Consider the following 17,153-nt stretch of genomic DNA (forward strand, 5'->3'; position numbering starts at 1 on the left):
AATAGTTTCACGGCCTGTTTTGTAATAAAAGTTTTTTATCCCCAACATGGTTTTTCTCCTTTATTTCCAAGGTATGCAAACAATGGGGAGTTGTGATCAATAATCAGAATATTCTGTAGGATAGAAAAAGCGGGTGACGTTTTTGGAAACGTTGTTTTGGTACCTTGGGTCCGCTTTTAATTTATTCCATACGGGTGAATCGGAAAATGATTTCCAATGGGCATCCCTACTGGCCTGATTTTCGAAGGTGGTCATATACATGAGGTTGGGCATATTGGCCCCTGAAAGTACTTCTCCATAGAAAACGGCATTAAAGCCTAAATTGTCGAAAAGTGTAACCTCACCACCTTTGTTGAACATTTCTACTTTGTTGATATACTTGGCTTCAGTCGCCGATTCATAGCTTCTTAATTCATAAATACGGTCTTTACGGGGTCCACTTAAAGGTGAAGGCTTCATCTTGGGCATATCTACAAATGCCTTTAAAAGGACAGATTCAACCCTGCTGAAAGGAGGGTTTTTATAGGGTGCATCCAAAAAATCCTTGGCAGATGCCATATAAACTTTGTCCTTTTGGAGTTTGGCCTCCAATGTTTCCAACTCGGAAATACCTTTCATTGGGATTAACACCTTAATACTTCTTGGATTTAAAGAGTCGATGGTCCTTGGTTTAAAAACGCCAACTTTTTTTATATTCAGTTTTTTAAGCGCTGGCAATAAGGCTTCGCTCAGGTATTTGTCGGTACTTTTTTCCTGTTCTTCGGTGTCCAAGAGGTAGGTTTTAAGTTGGTAATATTCACGTTGCTGGGCTTGTCCCCAAGTGCTGACAGTGAATAAAAACAAAAGAAAAGGAAGATATAAGGCTTTGTGCATTATGTTTGGATTAGGATTAATAATTGATTTTATAAGTGATTGGTAAGGTAGTGTTTTTGATAATAATGTCATAGTTTTTTAATAAAGCAAACACTATTGGACATTCCTTTGTATTGTCCGTAATTGGGAATAGAGAGATAACCATTTTTTTTATAGAGTGCAATTGCCTCTGGCTGTCTAAGTCCTGTTTCCAAAATACAGGAACTATAATTCTTTTCCGCCGCCCATTTTTCCAACTCCTTTAAAATCATTGAAGCAATTCCCTTTCCGCATTCGTTTGGGGCTACAAACATTCTTTTTATCTCCATGGTAGTGGAATTGTGTTCCTTTATTGCACCACAACCTACCGGTTTATTTTTCCAATAAGCCAAAACTACATAGGGTAGGTTTACAATGCCATTAAATTGGGCATAGAAGTCATGGTCATCCCCATCCCGAAGCTTCAAATCGGCATCGAGTAATTTAACCAGGGCTATAAAATCCAAATTTTTGGAAGTGCTTCTTTTTATGGTAACCATAATAATATGATTTTCTTTTAGTATGGCTCAATAGGCCTGGACTTTGATTCTTGAAAGTCTAGGCGGCATGTTTTTTAACTTTAATAACCACAGATTTGGAAGTAGGAGTATTGCTTTGGTCGGCCGTACTGCTTAAAGGAACCAGAACATTGGCCTCAGGAAAGTAGGTTGCACAGCATTGTTGAGGGATATCGTAAGGCAAAGCAATGAACTTTTGGGCTACCCTTTTCTTATTGTCGTGATAATTAAAGAGGTCTACCAAATCCCGTTCGTTAAGTTGATGCTCTTCCATATCTTTGGGATTCATCAATATAATCCTTCGTTCATTAAAAATACCTCTATAACGATCATTTAGCCCATAAATGGTGGTGTTAAACTGATCATGGCTACGTATGGTCATCATTAAAAGGTCATCCGATTGCAAAATAACGGCATCAGTATTGGATATACTGAAATTGGCCTTTCCGGTCGTGGTATTATAGGAATTGTCCCGTGCCCCGTTAGGTAAATAAAAGCCGGAAGGCTGTCTCACCCTTTGGTTGTAGTTCTCAAATCCTGGAATACATTTTTGGATACTGTCCCTGATGTGGTCGTAATGCTGCAGATATTTCCCCCAGTCCACTTTGGAGTTTTTCAAGGTGGCCATGGCCAAATGGCAAACAATGTCAGGTTCACTTAGCAATTGGGCGGATATGGGTTTTAGACTTCCTTTGGAGCTATGTACAACTCCCATAGAATTTTCTACACTCACAAATTGTAATTCCCCATCAATAATATCTTTATCCGTCCTTCCCAAACAGGGTAGGATGATGGCTTCCCTTCCATGGATAAGATGACTGCGGTTGAGTTTGGTAGATACCTGAACGGTAAGGTCACATTTCTGAAGAGCTTCTGCCGTATATAAGGTATCTGGGGTGGCCGATAAAAAATTACCTCCCATTGCAAAAAAGACGCTGGCATTGCCGGAATGCATGGCTTTAATACCTTCTACAGTGTCAAATCCATGTTTACGGGGTGGCTTAAATTGGAATACTTTTTCAAGGCTGTCCAGCAATGATTTTGGAGGCTTTTCGTAAATTCCCATGGTTCGGTCTCCCTGGACATTACTGTGGCCACGAACAGGACAGGTGCCGGCACCAGGTTTTCCTATGCTTCCCTTTAACAGCAAAAGGTTGACAATTTCTTTTATCGTGTTTACGGAATTTTTGTGTTGTGTAAGCCCCATGGCCCAACAGGCAATAATTTTGTTTTTGGCACTTAGGATGCGGGCAACAGTTTCTAAGGTTTCAAGGGGTATTCCGGATTCGGCTACAAGTTTATTTATATCAAGGGTTCTTATGTGGGTCAGGTAATTTTCAAATCCCTGGGTTTTTTCATTAATAAAGGAAATGTCAAAAACAGTACCTGGACGCTTGTCTTCTTCAACTAGCATAAGTTTTACCAATGCCTGAAGAAGTGCCATATCCCCATTTATTTTTACTTGGAGATATATATCGGTTAATTTGGTTTTTATCCCCAATGCTCCCTTTATTTCTTGGGGATTGTTAAAGTTAAGGAGACCGGTCTCAATAATCGGGTTTATGGAAATAATAGTGGCGCCATTTTCTTTAGCCTTTTTAAGGGCGCTAAGCATTCTGGGGTGATTGGTTCCAGGGTTTTGGCCAAGGATAAGTATAACTTCGGTGTTGTAAAAATCTTCTAGTTTTACCGAGCCCTTGCCTATACCGAGGGTGTCCGTAAGAGCCACCCCACTACTTTCGTGGCACATATTGCTACAGTCCGGCATATTATTGGTGCCGTATTCCCTAACAAAAAGTTGGTATAGGAAAGCGGCCTCGTTACTAGTTCTACCCGAGGTGTAAAATATAGCCTCGTCAGGACTATTTAAGTTATTGAGGTGCTCTGCTATTTTTTTAAAAGCCCTTTTCCATGTTATTTCCTGATAAAAGTCGGACCCTTCGGGCAGGAACATGGGCTGTGCCAACCTCCCTTTTTTGCCTATTTCGTAATCGGAAAGCATGGAAAGTTGGGAAACACTATTTTCTTTAAAAAATTTGGCGTCCAATTTTTTGGTAGTGGCCTCTTCGGCAATGGCCTTTGCGCCATTTTCGCAATATTCTGCTATAGAGCTTCGCTCATCGTCCGGGTCTGGCCAAGCACAGCCTGGACAGTCAATTCCGCCTTTTTGGTTGAGGTTGGCAAGTGCTTTTAACCCACGGCCGAGTCCCATTTCTCCAAAAACATGTTTGGCTGAAGAAATAACTGCTGGAATACCGGCAGCCACTTTTTTGGGTTCCGTGGTTTTTAGACCTGTTAATTTTGCAGGAGCTGTTGGACTTGGACTAGGTTTTTCTGATTTTTTGGCCATTATTTTTCGGTTGTTGCCTCGGGATTGGGGTAATTATCCGATTGATCTTCAACACGCTCATCCAAACAAACAAAATCTTTTTCCAATAGAAGGCGTAAAGTTTGTCCATTGTCCAAGATCATATCATTCGAATATCCTACTCGATCTATATCCGGCCATTTTTCACTTTCAAGTTTGGGAAGAAATAAGGTTATGGTATCTTCTTGAAAATCCGCTTCTAGGGCATTTATCCCCTCTTTGGCCATTACTCGATAGCCAAAGTTTTTTCCATTAAATGCCGTGTGCTCTTCAAAGGAACCTTTTACCTGTAGTGCAGTTACTTCGGAACGGGTGAGTCTGTAGCGTATGGAATTTCCTTGTATCCTAATTTTCATTCAATCCAAATTTTATATCTGAGTATATAAAGTTATGGATTACACAATCAGCTTCAAAGTTTAGGCACCTATATTTTAATACGGTTTGCTCCGGTATAGATGTTGTAACGGGTTTCACTTAGAAAGCCTATTAGGGTAATATCATGATCCAAAGCCAATTCCACGGCCAAGCTGGATGGTGCTCCCACTGCCATAATAAAATGAATTCCAGCCATGGCAGCCTTTTGTATCAATTCGAAGCTAGCGCGACCACTTAGAAATAATAGATGTCGATTCAAGGGCAATTGCTCTTGTTGAAGACTATGGCCTATGAGTTTGTCCAAGGCATTATGCCTACCAACATCTTCCCGGACATTAATTAGTTGTCCTTGGGTATTGAATAGAGCTGCTGCGTGAATCCCACCCGTGTTGTTAAAAATATTCTGTTGTTGCTGAAGAATTCCGGGAAAGGATTTAATGAGGTTTTTCTCAATTAGAAAGTCCGATGGAGAGGAGGGCAGGCGACAGACTGTTTTTAAGGCTTCAATACTAGCTTTGCCACAAACACCACAACTACTACTGGTGTAAAAATGTCTTTCCAATTTGCTGAGATCTATTTCTTCTGAATTGTTTAGTTGGACATTTATGCTGTTTTCATCAAGAATAACCCTTGAAATTTGATGGGAGGCAATAATTATTCCCTCGGTAAAAAGAAATCCTAGGGCAAGATCCCGATCGTGGCCGGGGGTCCTCATGGTTATGGAAATACTTTTATTGGTAATGGGTGAATCTGCATTTAAAACGCTGATGCTAATTTCCAGGGGTTCTTCAACAGCTATGGCATCCGTGTGTTCCACAAGGTCGTCTCCCAGTATTTTAATAATTTTTTTTGAGACTATAGATTTGACTTTTTCCTGAATCATAATTTTGTGTTTATACCTTGATGGACACTCCCTCGGAAGCACTTTGCTTTCCATCGTCAAAATAAAAATCGATTCGGCCTAAATTAATGCCAAAACAACCTACCTGGTTTACCAGCATTTGTTGGTTTTTTCTATTGTTTGTTATTGTTGGTCGATCTAAAAAGGTATGTGTATGGCCACCAATAATCAAGTCTATATTTTCTGTGCTGGCGGCAAGTTTTAGGTCGTCCGGTTTTAGTGGATTTTGGTATTGGTAACCTAAATGGGAAAGACAGATAATTAAATCACATTTCTCTTCTTCCTTTAATGTAAGGCTTATTTCCTGGGCAATTTCTATAGGGTCCAAATAAACGGTTTCTTGGTATAATCTTTTGGTGACCAGACCGGCAAGTTCTATTCCCAATCCAAAAACTCCAACCTTGATTCCGTTTACATGATAAACTTTATAAGGTTTCACATGACCTTCCATTAAGGTATTGGTGAAGTCATAATTGGCTGATAAAAAATCAAATTTCGCATAAGGAAGTTGAGCGGCAAGACCATCAAGACCATTGTCAAAATCGTGATTGCCAATGGTGGCGGCATCATATTTTAAAATGCTCATTAGTTTAAATTCTAATTCGCCCCCATAAAAATTGAAGTAGGGAGTTCCTTGAAAAATATCTCCGGCATCGAACAAAAGTGTATTTGGATTTTCTTTTCTTATTTGATCTACCATAGTTGCTCTCCTTGCCAGACCACCCAAATTGGGATAAGCGGAATGGTTGGTTGGAAAAGGGTCTATATGGCTATGTACATCATTGGTGTGCAAGATGGTGATATGTTTACTGGACGAATTATGGCAAGAATTCATCGATAGCCCACCTAAGCCAACAAATGCGGAGGAAGCTGCAGTCCGGGAAATAAATTTTCTACGATCCATAATTAATCAACTGTTATAAATCGATCATCTTCAAATGCGGTTATAGTATCCATTTTCTTAAAATAATCTACCATGGTATTTCTGATCAAGTAATCCGAATCGGTCAGTGAGATATAATCTTTAAAAAAATCCATCTTATCCCCTCCAGTCACCAAATAGTCGGATGTAGCAACAAAATAGGTCCTGTTCTCATCAAAAGGTTGTCCTTGTATGTTGACCGCTTGCAAACTTTTATTTTTATCCACAATTATTTGAATTCCTGAAATAGGATGTGCAACGGTAGACTTTATTAGGAAAGATACCATAGCTCTAATAGCTTTTCCATCCAATTCGGCGACAACTACCGAATTTTCAAAAGGCATTACCTCATAGGCAGTACGCTCTGTAATATTCCCTGCAGAAATTACAGACCGGATACTTCCAAAATTAAGAAGTACAAAATCTATTTTCTTTCCTGTTCTAGCGTTAAAAACGGGGTTTACTTCCTGCATTACAATGTCCGACATTAAATTGCCTGCGGTAGTATTCAGTGAGCCGTCCGTTTTGGATATGGCCTTTGGGGCGAAGGCTAAAACGCTGTCCAACACCTGGTTGATCCTGTTGCGATAAGGGGCGATAAAATTTTCAATGGAATCTTTTGGAGTGGCGGAGTAATTCACTTGAACCCTTTGTCCCTCAATGTCTCTTAGTTTGGGGACAGATTCTTTGCACGCGAGGAAGATTACACATGTTACAATTATAACAAAATGTTTGTTTTTTAAATCCATATACTTCTTACCTTCGTGCAAATATTGCGTTGATAATATTTACATTTACATTCTTGAAAATGTAAAAATACATGTTTTTAAAAGCGCTTAAGGAAAAAATTAAATTTAGGGCCGGTAAAAAGTTTTTACAGCGGGGATTGAATGCCCCTTCGGAGGTGGTAAATCGGGAAAAAGGTATAAGTTCTGTAGGTTGTATTGTGGATTTGGATGAGTTTGAAAATGCCAATGCCTTTTATGAGTTTGTGGATGAATTTTCTTTAAGGCCAAATTCGGTAAAAATAATTGGTTACAAGAAGTATTATGATAGAAATTCTCCTTATTCAACGCCAGTTTTTTCAGATAAGGATTTGGGATGGAAGGCAAATATTGAAAACAGTTATGCCTTGGAGTTTTTAAACAGGGAATATGATTTATTGGTAAATTATTATACAGATGAAAAATTATTATTACAATTAATGACTTTAAAGACCAGGGCAAGATTAAAAGTGGGCTTTGGTAATGTGGACAAAAATTTAAATGATTTGATATTGAATACCCCTATTAAGGATTTTCAGACCTTTAAAAAGGAATTGCGGAAATATTTAAGGGTTTTAAATGAGATTAAGTAATGGAACAGTTAGTTGGCACAGGTGTTGCTTTGGTGACTCCTTTTAAGGAGGATTTTTCTATAGATACGATTGCATTGACAAAAATCGTAAATTATTGTGTGGATGGTGGAATAGATTATTTGGTTGTTCTAGGTACAACTGGAGAGTCTGTTGTGCTAACAAAAAAAGAAAAGCAACTTGTTATAGATACTATTGTTGATGCCAATGCCGGAAGGCTTCCCTTGGTATTGGGAGTAGGGGGTAATAACACGGCAGCCGTAGTGGAAGAGCTTCAAGAAACCGGTCTAAACGATTTTGCGGCAATTTTATCGGTCTCACCTTATTATAACAGACCAACCCAAGAGGGTATTTATCAACATTTCAAAGCTATTTCCTTGGTGTCTTCCAAGCCAATTATATTGTACAATGTGCCGGGAAGGACTGGGAGCAACATGCTTCCTGAAACGGTTTTGAGGTTGGCCAACGATTTTAATAATATTATCGGTATTAAGGAGGCTTGCGGCGATATGGTTCAGATAATGCGCACCATTAAGGGTAAGCCTGCAGACTTCATGGTGATATCCGGTGATGATTTTACTGCACTTTCCACGGTATTGGCCGGTGGTTCAGGGGTAATATCTGTATTGGGACAGGGAGTGCCTTCAGAATTTTCCCAAATGATACGTTTTGGATTGGCAGGTAACGTTAAGGAAGCCTTTAACCTGCATTACGCCCTCCAAGATGGTATGGATTTAATTTTTAAAGAGGGAAATCCCGCCGGGATAAAGGCATTATTGGAGGCTGTTGGTTTAGGTACAGCAGTTGTTAGATTGCCATTGGTAGAGGCTACGGGAACTCTTAAAAAAACTATTAAGAGCTTTTTAAATACCTTGCTCAAGACGACTGTATAGTAAAATACAGTTAACTTACTTTAGGATTTTATGCCCACAAAGTTAAAACTTGCACAAAAATGTTGTCGGTGGTAAAGCTGCGGGCTATTTTAGCGATATAAAAATGTTTTTTATATCCGTTTAGAATCCTTAATTTTGCAAAATGTTTTTAAAAATGAAGCGTTTATTTTCCTTTTTATTATTGGTTGCCTTCCTTAGCTCTTGTAGTGAGTACCAAAAGGTGCTTAAAAATGAAGATGTTAAGGCCAAATATGACATGGCTGAAAAATTTTATGATGCAGGTGATTTTAAAAGGGCAAACCGTTTATTGGAACAGATTGCCCCAAAGTATATAGGTAAGCCACAGGGGGAACGGGTTATGTTCTTTCTTGCTGATTCTTATTTCCAAACTAAGGATTACAATATGGCTGGCTACCAGTTTGAAAGGTTTTTAAAGTCGTACCCGAAAAGCGATAAAGCTGCAGAAGCAGGATTTTATGGTGCAAAAAGTTACTATAAATTATCACCGAAATATTCTTTAGATCAAACAGATACCGATAAGGCCTTGATAAAATTGCAAAATTTCATCAATGCTTACCCGGAATCGGAATATTTGGTAGAGGCCAATATAATGGCAAAGGAATTGACGACAAAGAAGGAACGCAAATCTTATGAGATAGCAAAGCAGTTCAATACCATAGGAGAATTTGATTATACCTTTTTAACTCCAGCTGTGACCGCCTTTGATAACTTTATATCCGATAATCCGGGTTCTGTATATCGTGAGGATGCTCTTTATTATAAATTTGATGCATCCACTAATTTGGCGATGAATAGTTTCGATTACCTTAAAAAAGAACGTTTGAACGATGCTAAAGCCGCTTATCTGGCTTTTAAAAAATCTTTTCCGGAGTCCAAGTATCTTAAGGATGCCAATAAGACTTTGGAAAAAGTTGAAAAAGAATTAGAAGTTTATTCCAAATAAAAATACCTTTTTGATATGAATATGAACGATTTAAAAAACTCGAAAGCTCCTGTTTCCACGGTAACTATCAACAAAAATGATTTTGATGCCAGAACTGGGAATATCTATGAGGCAATTTCCATAACTGCCAAAAGAGCTGTTCAGATAAATTCTGAAATTAAAAAAGAGCTTTTGGAGAAGTTGGAGGAATTTGCTACCTATAGTGATAGTCTTGAGGAAGTATTTGAAAACAAAGAACAGATCGAGGTTTCCAAATTCTACGAAAAATTGCCTAAACCACATGCATTGGCCGTAAAGGAGTGGTTAGATGATAAAATTTATCATAGGAATACAGAGAAAGACGCTTAAAGGATGTTGAGCGGTAAGAATATACTTTTAGGAATTACTGGGGGTATAGCTGCATATAAAACTACCTTTCTGGTCCGTTTACTTATAAAAGCTGGCGCTAACGTTAAAGTTGTTTTAACGGAAAGCGCCAGCTCTTTTGTTACCCCCTTATCCTTGGCTACCTTGTCCAAAAATGCGGTACTTTCTTCGTTTGTAAATGAGGAAGATGGCAGTGTTTCCTGGAACAATCATGTAGAATTGGGACTTTGGGCAGATATTGTTCTGATTGCTCCTGCTACGGCCAATACCTTGTCCAAAATGGCCAATGGTACTTGCGATAATTTATTGATGGCAACATATTTATCTGCTAAGTGTCCTGTTTACTTTGCTCCAGCAATGGATTTGGATATGTTTAAACATCCTTCCACAACAGCCACCTTTAAAAAGCTATTGTCGTTTGGAAATATTATGATTCCGGCAACTTCCGGCGAGCTTGCCAGTGGATTGATAGGGGAGGGACGTATGGCCGAACCCGAAGATATAGTTGATTTTCTGAATGATCACCTTGGCAAAGGACTGCCGCTAAGTGGTAAAAAGGTATTGATTACTGCCGGGCCCACCTATGAGGCCATTGATCCGGTTAGGTTTATAGGCAATCATTCCACTGGATTGATGGGGTACGAATTGGCAAGAAATGCAGCTAAACTTGGGGCTATGGTATATTTGGTCTCGGGGCCTTCGCATCTGACCGTTCAGCACTCGAACATTCATCTTGTCAAAGTAACTTCTGCCGATGAAATGTTTAAGGAAACCACTTCTTTGTTCAAAGATATGGATGTGGTTATTTGTGCGGCAGCCGTAGCGGATTACAGACCAAAATCTGTGGCAGAACAAAAAATTAAGAAAACTTCTGAAGAGTTTAGTATTGACCTGGTTAAAAACAAGGACATCTTATTTTCTTTGGGGGAAATGAAGAAAAATCAGTTTTTGGTGGGATTTGCCCTGGAAACGGAGAATGAAGTGGAAAACGCCATTGGAAAATTAAAAAGGAAAAATTTGGACGCCATTGTTTTGAATTCACTAAACGATAAAGGTGCGGGTTTTGGAAAAATCACCAATAAAGTAGCGTTCATAGATAAGAATTTGGATATAAAAACGTTTGAGTTAAAAACCAAGGCAGAGGTAGCCTTGGATATTTTAAATGAAATCACCAACAGGATCCATGCGTAATCTATTCTTTATCATAATTTGTACTCTAGCTTCCATATCCGTCGAAGCTCAGGAATTAAATTGTGCTGTTACCATAAATTCGGATCAGGTGGGACAGACCAATCAGCAAATTTTCAAGACATTGGAGCGTTCCTTGAACGATTTTGTCAATAAGAATAGATGGTCCAATAGGGTTTATAAGGAAAATGAAAGGGTAAATGCCCAAATGTTTATTACCATAACCGAGTATGAGTCCAATAGGTTTAAAGGGAATATTCAGATTCAATCTTCAAGACCGGTTTTTAATACTTCCTATATAAGTCCAATATTTAATTATAAGGACAATCAGTTGAGTTTTAATTACATTGAGTTTCAGCCTTTGGTTTTCAATGAGAACAATATAGATTCCAATCTGGTGGGGGTATTAGCTTTCTACTCTTATATAATTTTGGGATTGGATGCCGATACGTTTTCTTTAGAAGGCGGAAGTGAATTTTATAAAAAAGCCCAGCAGATTGTTACTTTGGCTCAAAGTGCAGGTTTTTCGGGATGGGCACAAACCTCAGGGGACAGAAGTAGGTTCGAGTTGGTAGACAATCTAATGTCCAACTCCTACAGGGAATATAGAATAGCCATGTACAATTACCATAGAAAAGGATTGGATGTCTTGGCAGATAATAATAGTACAGGTAAACAGGTGGTTGCCGGTACCATGCGTTTGTTCGAAACCATGGTGGGCAGACATCCCAATGCCTTTTTAATTCAAACTTTTTTTGACGCAAAGTCGGAAGAAATACAAAATGTATTTTCCGATGGTCCTAAAGTGGATATTGTGCAACTAAAGCAGACCTTGAATAAAATAGCTCCGCTTTATTCTTCCACTTGGAATGAAATAAAATATTAATAGGGTTCCCTTCGGCTATTGTTTTAGTCTGCTTATAATTATTAGGGAATTGGTGTTAAGAAATTTTCTATCCCACATTTTTTTCCAAGGCAATATAAATTATCTTTACGGCAATATTAGAACATAAACATTGCTGACAAATCTCTCCATAAAAAATTACGCTTTAATAGACCATTTGAACGTTAAGTTCACCAATGGTTTTACAGTAATAACCGGTGAAACAGGTGCCGGTAAATCCATTTTACTGGGTGGATTATCCCTGGTACTGGGTAAAAGAGCAGATCTTTCCTCGCTTAGGGAGAAGGATAATAAATGCATTGTGGAGGCGGAATTTGAAATTTCCAAATATGGTCTGGAAGCTTTTTTCGACGAAAATGATCTGGATTATGAGAAAAAGACCATTATAAGAAGGGAGATTTTGCCTAGTGGTAAATCTAGGGCCTTTATCAATGATTCTCCTGTAACCTTGGACATCCTTTCCCAATTGGGAGATCAATTGATAGACGTACACTCACAGCATCAAACTTTACGCCTTGCAGATAACGATTTTCAACTGAAGGTGATAGATGCCTTGGCAGATAATGGAAAAGGTCTAAAGGAGTATGCGTCCAAGTTATTATTATATCAGTCGACATTAAAGGAATTACAAAATCTAGAAGATTTTCAGAATAGCGCCACCAAGGAGCACGAGTATAACAGCTTTTTATTGCAAGAATTAATTTCGGCCCCGTTAAAAGAGGGAATATTGGAAGAATTGGAGGAACAATATGAGCAGCTGAACAATGTAGAGATTATTTTGGAACAATTGTCCCATGGGCAACAGTTGTTAAACGAGGAGCAGATAGGGGTGGTGAACCTACTTGCGGAGTTGAAACAGGTGTCCAATAAACTGGCCGGTTTTGGTCATCAGTATTCCGATATAAATGAGCGCATTAAATCAGTGTTTATAGAGTTGGATGATATCTCCAATGAACTCAACTTACTTAACGAAAAGGTAGAGGCCGATCCGCAAATGTTGGAGCAGGTAAATACCAAGTTGCAATTGCTGTATGACCTTCAAAAGAAACATAAGGTACAGACTATTACGGAATTGCTGGAGATAAGGAATAAGCTGGATGAAAAGGTGAGTGCTACTGAGAATGTGGCCGTGGATATTGACCGTAAAAAGAAGGAGTTGAAGCTTCTGGAAGCAGCCTTGAATACTGAGGCATCCAATTTAAGTAAGAAAAGAAAGTCGGTTATTCCAAATTTGAAAAAACAACTGGAAGATACCTTGATCGACTTAGGGATGGCGAGTGCTACCTTTAAAATAGAATTAAATCCTTCCAAGGAATTTAAGCCGACAGGCAAGGACGATCTAACCTTTTTGTTTTCAGCGAACAAGGGTTCTTCTTATGGCGACCTTAAAAAAGTGGCTTCGGGCGGTGAGTTATCCAGGATTATGTTGACCATTAAGGCAATTTTGGCCAAATATGAACAACTGCCCACAATGATGTTCGATGAAATAGATACTGGTGTTTCTGGAGAGATATCCAATAAGATGGGAGACATTATGCAGGCTATGAGCAATAGCATGCAAATATTTTCCATTACCCATTTACCGCAGGTTGCAGCCAAAGGGGTGCATCATTTTAAGGTCTATAAGGAAGAGGAACTTATGGGGACCAATACTAAAATGAAAAAACTTTCTGCGGAAGAACGAATTGTGGAACTAGCCGAAATGTTGGGGGGTAAAACCTTATCCGATTCCGCTTTGGCCCATGCCAGGCAGTTACTGGATTAACCGTTGCTTGTTTGGATAGGGAAATCCCGAATCCCATTAGGTATAGTTTACTGGCATTTTAAGGTGCAGCAACATTAATACCTTTGTGTCTGGAATCCTTATAACATAAAGCACTATCCATAGCTAGCTAACTTTTCCGCCTTCTTCTTTCTGCGGTCTACCCACTAATTTTTAATATCTTTGACGATCTAAAATTCACAAAGAAAATAGACTATGTCGTTCAATTTATTAAAAGGAAAGAAAGGAATTATTTTTGGGGCACTGGATGCTAATTCAATTGCATGGAAAACTGCAGAAACCATACATGCCGAAGGCGGTACCTTTGTTCTTACCAATGCACCTATAGCAATGCGTATGGGGCAAATAGATGAGCTTGCCAAAAAGACGGGTTCGGAGATTGTTCCAGCTGATGCCACTAGCGAAGAGGACTTGGATAATCTGGTATCAAAATCCATGGAGATTCTTGGGGGAAAAATAGATTTTGTATTGCACGCCATAGGAATGTCTGTCAACGTAAGAAAAGGTCGGGCCTATGTGGATGAGAAATATGATTTTACGACAAAAGGCTGGGATGTATCTGCGCTTTCTTTTCACAAGGTTATGCAAAGTCTATATAAGGCCGATGCTATGAACGAGTGGGGTAGTATTGTAGCTTTGACCTATATGGCAGCACAACGCACCTTTCCGGATTATAATGATATGGCAGACAACAAAGCTTATTTGGAATCGGTGGCACGTAGTTTTGGATACTTTTTTGGGAAGGAGAAGAAGGTGAGGGTGAATACCATTTCCCAATCCCCAACACCTACTACAGCAGGGCAAGGAGTTAAAGGTTTTGACAACTTTATTTCTTATGCAGATAAGATGTCGCCATTGGGGAATGCCACCGCTCAGGATTGTGCGGATTATACCGTTACCCTATTTTCGGATTTGACCAGAAAGGTTACAATGCAAAATTTGTTTCATGATGGTGGTTTTTCCAATACAGGGGTAAGTCAGGAGGTAATAGACCGGTTTTCGGAATAGTGCTTTAGTTTTGTTTAAAAGTTGCCTTTTAAGGGATAATACGCTTTAACAATGGGTTGAGCCTTTTAGGTTTGCACAATTTTAATTTATATGGGGCAATTGCTCCTTTGTAATAAGCAAACCAATACTTTTGTTCCTCCTTTTTTTACACCAAACGATAATGAATTTATTCTTTTCTTTTATAGTACCCGTTTATAACAGACCCAATGAGATCAATGAGTTGCTGGAAAGCCTTTCATTACAGGATTACGGCAAATCCTTTGAGGTGGTCATAGTGGAGGACGGTTCTACAGAAAGTTCGGAGAGTATTGTGGAAAAGTTTAAAGATAAATTATCGATCACTTATTTAAAGAAGAGCAACTCGGGGCCGGGGGATTCACGTAATTATGGAATGAACCGTGCTAAGGGCAATTATTTTATTGTGCTGGATTCCGATTGCATTATTCCTTCGCAATATTTGTCCGTTGTGGAAAAATCTTTGACCAATAATTATGTGGATTGTTTTGGGGGACCCGATGCAGCACATCATTCCTTTACCAATGTGCAAAAGGCCATTAATTATTCCATGACTTCTGTGTTTACCACGGGAGGAATAAGAGGTAACAGGGCGGCAGTAGGGAAATTTCAACCTAGGAGTTTTAATATGGGGATATCAAAAGAAGCTTTTGGGAAAACTCATGGGTACGGGAATATTCATCCTGGGGAAGACCCGGATCTTACTTTTAGGATATGGGAAGCCGGTTTTGAAACAAAATTGATTGAAGATGCCTATGTTTACCATAAACGTAGGATAGATTGGAACAAATTTTATATACAGGTCAAAAAATTTGGCATGGTAAGACCTATATTGAATCATTGGCATCCAGGGACAGCAAAAATCACCTATTGGTTTCCAACCTTGTTCTGCATGGGATTGGTTATAGCATTTGTATTGATGTTATTAGGGGTTTTATGGCCATTGGTTGTTTATGTTCTTTACTTTGGTTTGCTTTTTGTACATTCCTTGATGGTCAACAAAAATTTTAAGGTCGCTTTTCTATCCTTGATCGCAGTGGTGATCCAATTTGTGGGATATGGTTTTGGATTCTTGAAAAATTCAATTCTAATAGCGATTAGCAATAAGAAACCTGAGGAGTTATTCCCTAAGCTTTTCTTTAAAACATTGTAAAATTGATAGATAAAATAAAAAACGGACTCAACAAAAGAAAGGTTAAGCTGTTTCTGGTCTTTCTATTATGTTCAAGTCTTGCATGGTTTGTAAGCAATTTGGGCGAGCAATATACCAATAATGCCACCTTTGATATCTATTACGGTAGCACCCCTGATAGCTTATTATTAAATAGTGTTTCAAAAAGGAACATCAAGGTTAGGCTTAGGGCAAGTGGTTTTCAGTTTTTAATGTTCGGTTTTAAAAATAAAACAGTGGTTGTAGACTTATCCGAGCTTGAAAGGAGAGGGTCCAAGTATTTTGTTTCCCCATTAACTTACAGAAGTCAGATAGAAAATCAACTGTCCAAATTTATCACGGTTGTGGATATGGACAGGGATACCTTATTTTTTAATTTTCAAAAACTTTATAGAAAAAAGGTGCCCGTAATTCCTAAAGTGACCATTGATTTAGATCAAAATTATTTAATGGATAAAAGCTATACCCTGCTTCCCGACTCCATTACGGTAATAGGGCCTAAAAAGGAAATAGATACTTTGAAGGGTATATCTACACAAGCTTTAGTCTTACCGCATACGACCACTGACGTTTCCAAGAAATTAAAACTTGATCTTCCGGGTAACTTAAAGAATACCAAGTACTCCGAACGGAGCGTTACCATATCGGCCAAAATATTTAGATTTTCCGAAAAGGTTTTCAAGGTTCCGGTCGAGGTGGTCAACGTACCTGAGGGTGTAGAGATTAGGACCTTTCCGGAAATGGCCTCTGTTCTATGTAGGGGGCGTTCAAGTGCCATAAAGGAATTGTCGGTTACGGACTTTGTAGTAACGGCCGACTATTCGAGCCTAAGGGATAAAAGCGAAAATATCTTGGAATTGAAATTGGCAAAAAAGCCGGATAGTCTCAACATGGTGCAGTTAAGGGAGAATAAAGTGGAATTTATACTTAAGAGGCAATGATGATCGTAGGGTTGACCGGTGGAATTGGTAGTGGAAAATCTACGGTTGGAAGAATGTTCCAGAAATTGGGGGTGCCAATATATAATTCCGACATTGAGGCCAAGAAATTAATGTCCAGTTCCAAAGAGATTAAAAAAAACATTGAAGCTTTGCTGGGCAAGCAGAGTTATTTGGATGGCGAGCTTAACAGGGAATATATAGCAAAAGCTGTCTTCAAGGATAAAAAGTTATTACAGGATTTGAATAACATAGTGCATCCTGCTGTAAGAAGGCATTTTATAAGTTGGTCAAAACAACAGGATGCACCATATGTAATACAGGAAGCTGCCATTATTTTTGAAAATGGAAACAACGACTTCTACGATAAGATAGTTTTAGTGACCGCCCCGCCCGACATTAGAATACAAAGGGTCGTTGATAGGGATGGAGTTGATGCTCCCAAGGTAAAGGAACGTATAAATCATCAATGGCCCGATAGCCAAAAGGAGAGGCTTTCAGATTTCGTAATTGAAAATATTAGCCTTGAAAATACCGAAAGGGAAGTGGCTGAGATTCATCATAAACTTCTTAAAATAAGTACTTAAGGACGGA

The 17,153-nt window shown here is 38.8% G+C and carries 18 protein-coding genes; 11 read left to right on the forward strand and 7 right to left on the reverse strand.

What is annotated here, in order from left to right; genetic code table 11:
- Positions 1-96 precede the first annotated feature (96 nt).
- From H4O18_RS15745 to H4O18_RS15775, 7 genes are all read right to left on the reverse strand, one after another.
- A complete protein-coding gene (locus H4O18_RS15745) occupies positions 97-873 on the reverse strand; it encodes an NIPSNAP family protein (protein WP_187586287.1) in 777 nt (258 codons plus the stop codon).
- Between the two features lie 68 nt (positions 874-941).
- Complete coding sequence (locus H4O18_RS15750) at positions 942-1,391, reverse strand: GNAT family N-acetyltransferase (RefSeq protein WP_187586289.1); 450 nt, start codon at positions 1,389-1,391, stop codon at positions 942-944.
- Between the two features lie 58 nt (positions 1,392-1,449).
- Positions 1,450-3,759 (reverse strand): FdhF/YdeP family oxidoreductase, encoded by a 2,310-nt coding sequence (locus H4O18_RS15755; RefSeq protein WP_187586291.1) that lies wholly within the window; start codon positions 3,757-3,759, stop codon positions 1,450-1,452.
- On the reverse strand, positions 3,759-4,133 hold the full coding sequence (locus H4O18_RS15760; RefSeq protein ID WP_187586293.1) for a DUF7009 family protein: 375 nt from the start codon (positions 4,131-4,133) through the stop codon (positions 3,759-3,761). The genes H4O18_RS15755 and H4O18_RS15760 overlap by 1 nt, the downstream gene beginning before the upstream one ends.
- Before the next feature lie 68 nt (positions 4,134-4,201).
- Positions 4,202-5,035: a formate dehydrogenase accessory sulfurtransferase FdhD gene (gene fdhD, locus H4O18_RS15765; protein ID WP_187586295.1), complete on the reverse strand. Its 834-nt coding sequence runs from the start codon at positions 5,033-5,035 to the stop codon at positions 4,202-4,204.
- Positions 5,036-5,045: 10 nt separating this feature from the next.
- Positions 5,046-5,957 (reverse strand): bifunctional metallophosphatase/5'-nucleotidase, encoded by a 912-nt coding sequence (locus tag H4O18_RS15770; RefSeq protein WP_187586297.1) that lies wholly within the window; start codon positions 5,955-5,957, stop codon positions 5,046-5,048.
- A 2-nt stretch (positions 5,958-5,959) separates the two neighbouring features.
- Entirely contained in the window at positions 5,960-6,724 is a 765-nt protein-coding gene (locus H4O18_RS15775; protein ID WP_187586299.1) for a 5'-nucleotidase C-terminal domain-containing protein, read from the reverse strand.
- A 71-nt stretch (positions 6,725-6,795) separates the two neighbouring features.
- On the opposite strand from H4O18_RS15775, the gene H4O18_RS15780 reads away from it, so the two are divergent.
- The 11 genes from H4O18_RS15780 to coaE all read left to right on the forward strand — a co-directional run bounded on the left by H4O18_RS15780 (position 6,796) and on the right by coaE (position 17,146).
- On the forward strand, positions 6,796-7,332 hold the full coding sequence (locus H4O18_RS15780) for a DUF6913 domain-containing protein (RefSeq protein ID WP_187586301.1): 537 nt from the start codon (positions 6,796-6,798) through the stop codon (positions 7,330-7,332).
- Entirely contained in the window at positions 7,332-8,222 is an 891-nt protein-coding gene (gene dapA, locus H4O18_RS15785) for a 4-hydroxy-tetrahydrodipicolinate synthase (RefSeq protein WP_187586303.1), read from the forward strand. The genes H4O18_RS15780 and dapA overlap by 1 nt, the downstream gene beginning before the upstream one ends.
- 142 nt (positions 8,223-8,364) lie before the next feature.
- A complete protein-coding gene (locus H4O18_RS15790; protein ID WP_187586305.1) occupies positions 8,365-9,186 on the forward strand; it encodes an outer membrane protein assembly factor BamD in 822 nt (273 codons plus the stop codon).
- A 15-nt stretch (positions 9,187-9,201) separates the two neighbouring features.
- A complete protein-coding gene (locus H4O18_RS15795) occupies positions 9,202-9,534 on the forward strand; it encodes a DNA-directed RNA polymerase subunit omega (RefSeq protein WP_103441015.1) in 333 nt (110 codons plus the stop codon).
- A gap of 3 nt (positions 9,535-9,537) precedes the next feature.
- On the forward strand, positions 9,538-10,743 hold the full coding sequence (coaBC, locus tag H4O18_RS15800; RefSeq protein ID WP_187586307.1) for a bifunctional phosphopantothenoylcysteine decarboxylase/phosphopantothenate--cysteine ligase CoaBC: 1,206 nt from the start codon (positions 9,538-9,540) through the stop codon (positions 10,741-10,743).
- Positions 10,736-11,626 (forward strand): type IX secretion system protein PorD, encoded by an 891-nt coding sequence (gene porD, locus H4O18_RS15805; protein WP_187586415.1) that lies wholly within the window; start codon positions 10,736-10,738, stop codon positions 11,624-11,626. The genes coaBC and porD overlap by 8 nt, the downstream gene beginning before the upstream one ends.
- Positions 11,627-11,756: 130 nt before the next feature.
- Positions 11,757-13,409, forward strand: a complete 1,653-nt coding sequence (recN, locus tag H4O18_RS15810; protein WP_187586309.1) for a DNA repair protein RecN — start codon at positions 11,757-11,759, stop codon at positions 13,407-13,409.
- Positions 13,410-13,622: 213 nt separating this feature from the next.
- Entirely contained in the window at positions 13,623-14,435 is an 813-nt protein-coding gene (locus tag H4O18_RS15815; protein ID WP_187586311.1) for an enoyl-ACP reductase FabI, read from the forward strand.
- 160 nt (positions 14,436-14,595) lie between these two features.
- A complete protein-coding gene (locus H4O18_RS15820) occupies positions 14,596-15,603 on the forward strand; it encodes a glycosyltransferase family 2 protein (protein ID WP_187586313.1) in 1,008 nt (335 codons plus the stop codon).
- Between the two features lie 2 nt (positions 15,604-15,605).
- Entirely contained in the window at positions 15,606-16,562 is a 957-nt protein-coding gene (locus H4O18_RS15825; RefSeq protein ID WP_187586315.1) for a CdaR family protein, read from the forward strand.
- Positions 16,559-17,146 (forward strand): dephospho-CoA kinase, encoded by a 588-nt coding sequence (gene coaE, locus H4O18_RS15830; protein WP_187586317.1) that lies wholly within the window; start codon positions 16,559-16,561, stop codon positions 17,144-17,146. Before H4O18_RS15825 ends, coaE begins: the two co-directional genes overlap by 4 nt.
- The last annotated feature ends 7 nt before the right edge of the window (positions 17,147-17,153 follow it).

It is taken from the genome of Arenibacter arenosicollis (assembly GCF_014397245.1).
Lineage (GTDB): Bacteria > Bacteroidota > Bacteroidia > Flavobacteriales > Flavobacteriaceae > Arenibacter > Arenibacter arenosicollis.

Bases quoted from the DNA above. Each gene is read 5' to 3' on its own strand.
- H4O18_RS15745 (WP_187586287.1), bottom strand. From the start codon at position 873: ATGCACAAAGCCTTATATCTTCCTTTTCTTTTGTTTTTATTCACTGTC.
- H4O18_RS15750 (WP_187586289.1), bottom strand. From the start codon at position 1,391: ATGGTTACCATAAAAAGAAGCACTTCCAAAAATTTGGATTTTATAGCC.
- H4O18_RS15755 (WP_187586291.1), bottom strand. From the start codon at position 3,759: ATGGCCAAAAAATCAGAAAAACCTAGTCCAAGTCCAACAGCTCCTGCA.
- H4O18_RS15760 (WP_187586293.1), bottom strand. From the start codon at position 4,133: ATGAAAATTAGGATACAAGGAAATTCCATACGCTACAGACTCACCCGT.
- fdhD (WP_187586295.1), bottom strand. From the start codon at position 5,035: ATGATTCAGGAAAAAGTCAAATCTATAGTCTCAAAAAAAATTATTAAA.
- H4O18_RS15770 (WP_187586297.1), bottom strand. From the start codon at position 5,957: ATGGATCGTAGAAAATTTATTTCCCGGACTGCAGCTTCCTCCGCATTT.
- H4O18_RS15775 (WP_187586299.1), bottom strand. From the start codon at position 6,724: ATGGATTTAAAAAACAAACATTTTGTTATAATTGTAACATGTGTAATC.
- H4O18_RS15780 (WP_187586301.1), top strand. From the start codon at position 6,796: ATGTTTTTAAAAGCGCTTAAGGAAAAAATTAAATTTAGGGCCGGTAAA.
- dapA (WP_187586303.1), top strand. From the start codon at position 7,332: ATGGAACAGTTAGTTGGCACAGGTGTTGCTTTGGTGACTCCTTTTAAG.
- H4O18_RS15790 (WP_187586305.1), top strand. From the start codon at position 8,365: ATGTTTTTAAAAATGAAGCGTTTATTTTCCTTTTTATTATTGGTTGCC.
- H4O18_RS15795 (WP_103441015.1), top strand. From the start codon at position 9,202: ATGAATATGAACGATTTAAAAAACTCGAAAGCTCCTGTTTCCACGGTA.
- coaBC (WP_187586307.1), top strand. From the start codon at position 9,538: ATGTTGAGCGGTAAGAATATACTTTTAGGAATTACTGGGGGTATAGCT.
- porD (WP_187586415.1), top strand. From the start codon at position 10,736: ATGCGTAATCTATTCTTTATCATAATTTGTACTCTAGCTTCCATATCC.
- H4O18_RS15815 (WP_187586311.1), top strand. From the start codon at position 13,623: ATGTCGTTCAATTTATTAAAAGGAAAGAAAGGAATTATTTTTGGGGCA.
- H4O18_RS15820 (WP_187586313.1), top strand. From the start codon at position 14,596: ATGAATTTATTCTTTTCTTTTATAGTACCCGTTTATAACAGACCCAAT.
- coaE (WP_187586317.1), top strand. From the start codon at position 16,559: ATGATGATCGTAGGGTTGACCGGTGGAATTGGTAGTGGAAAATCTACG.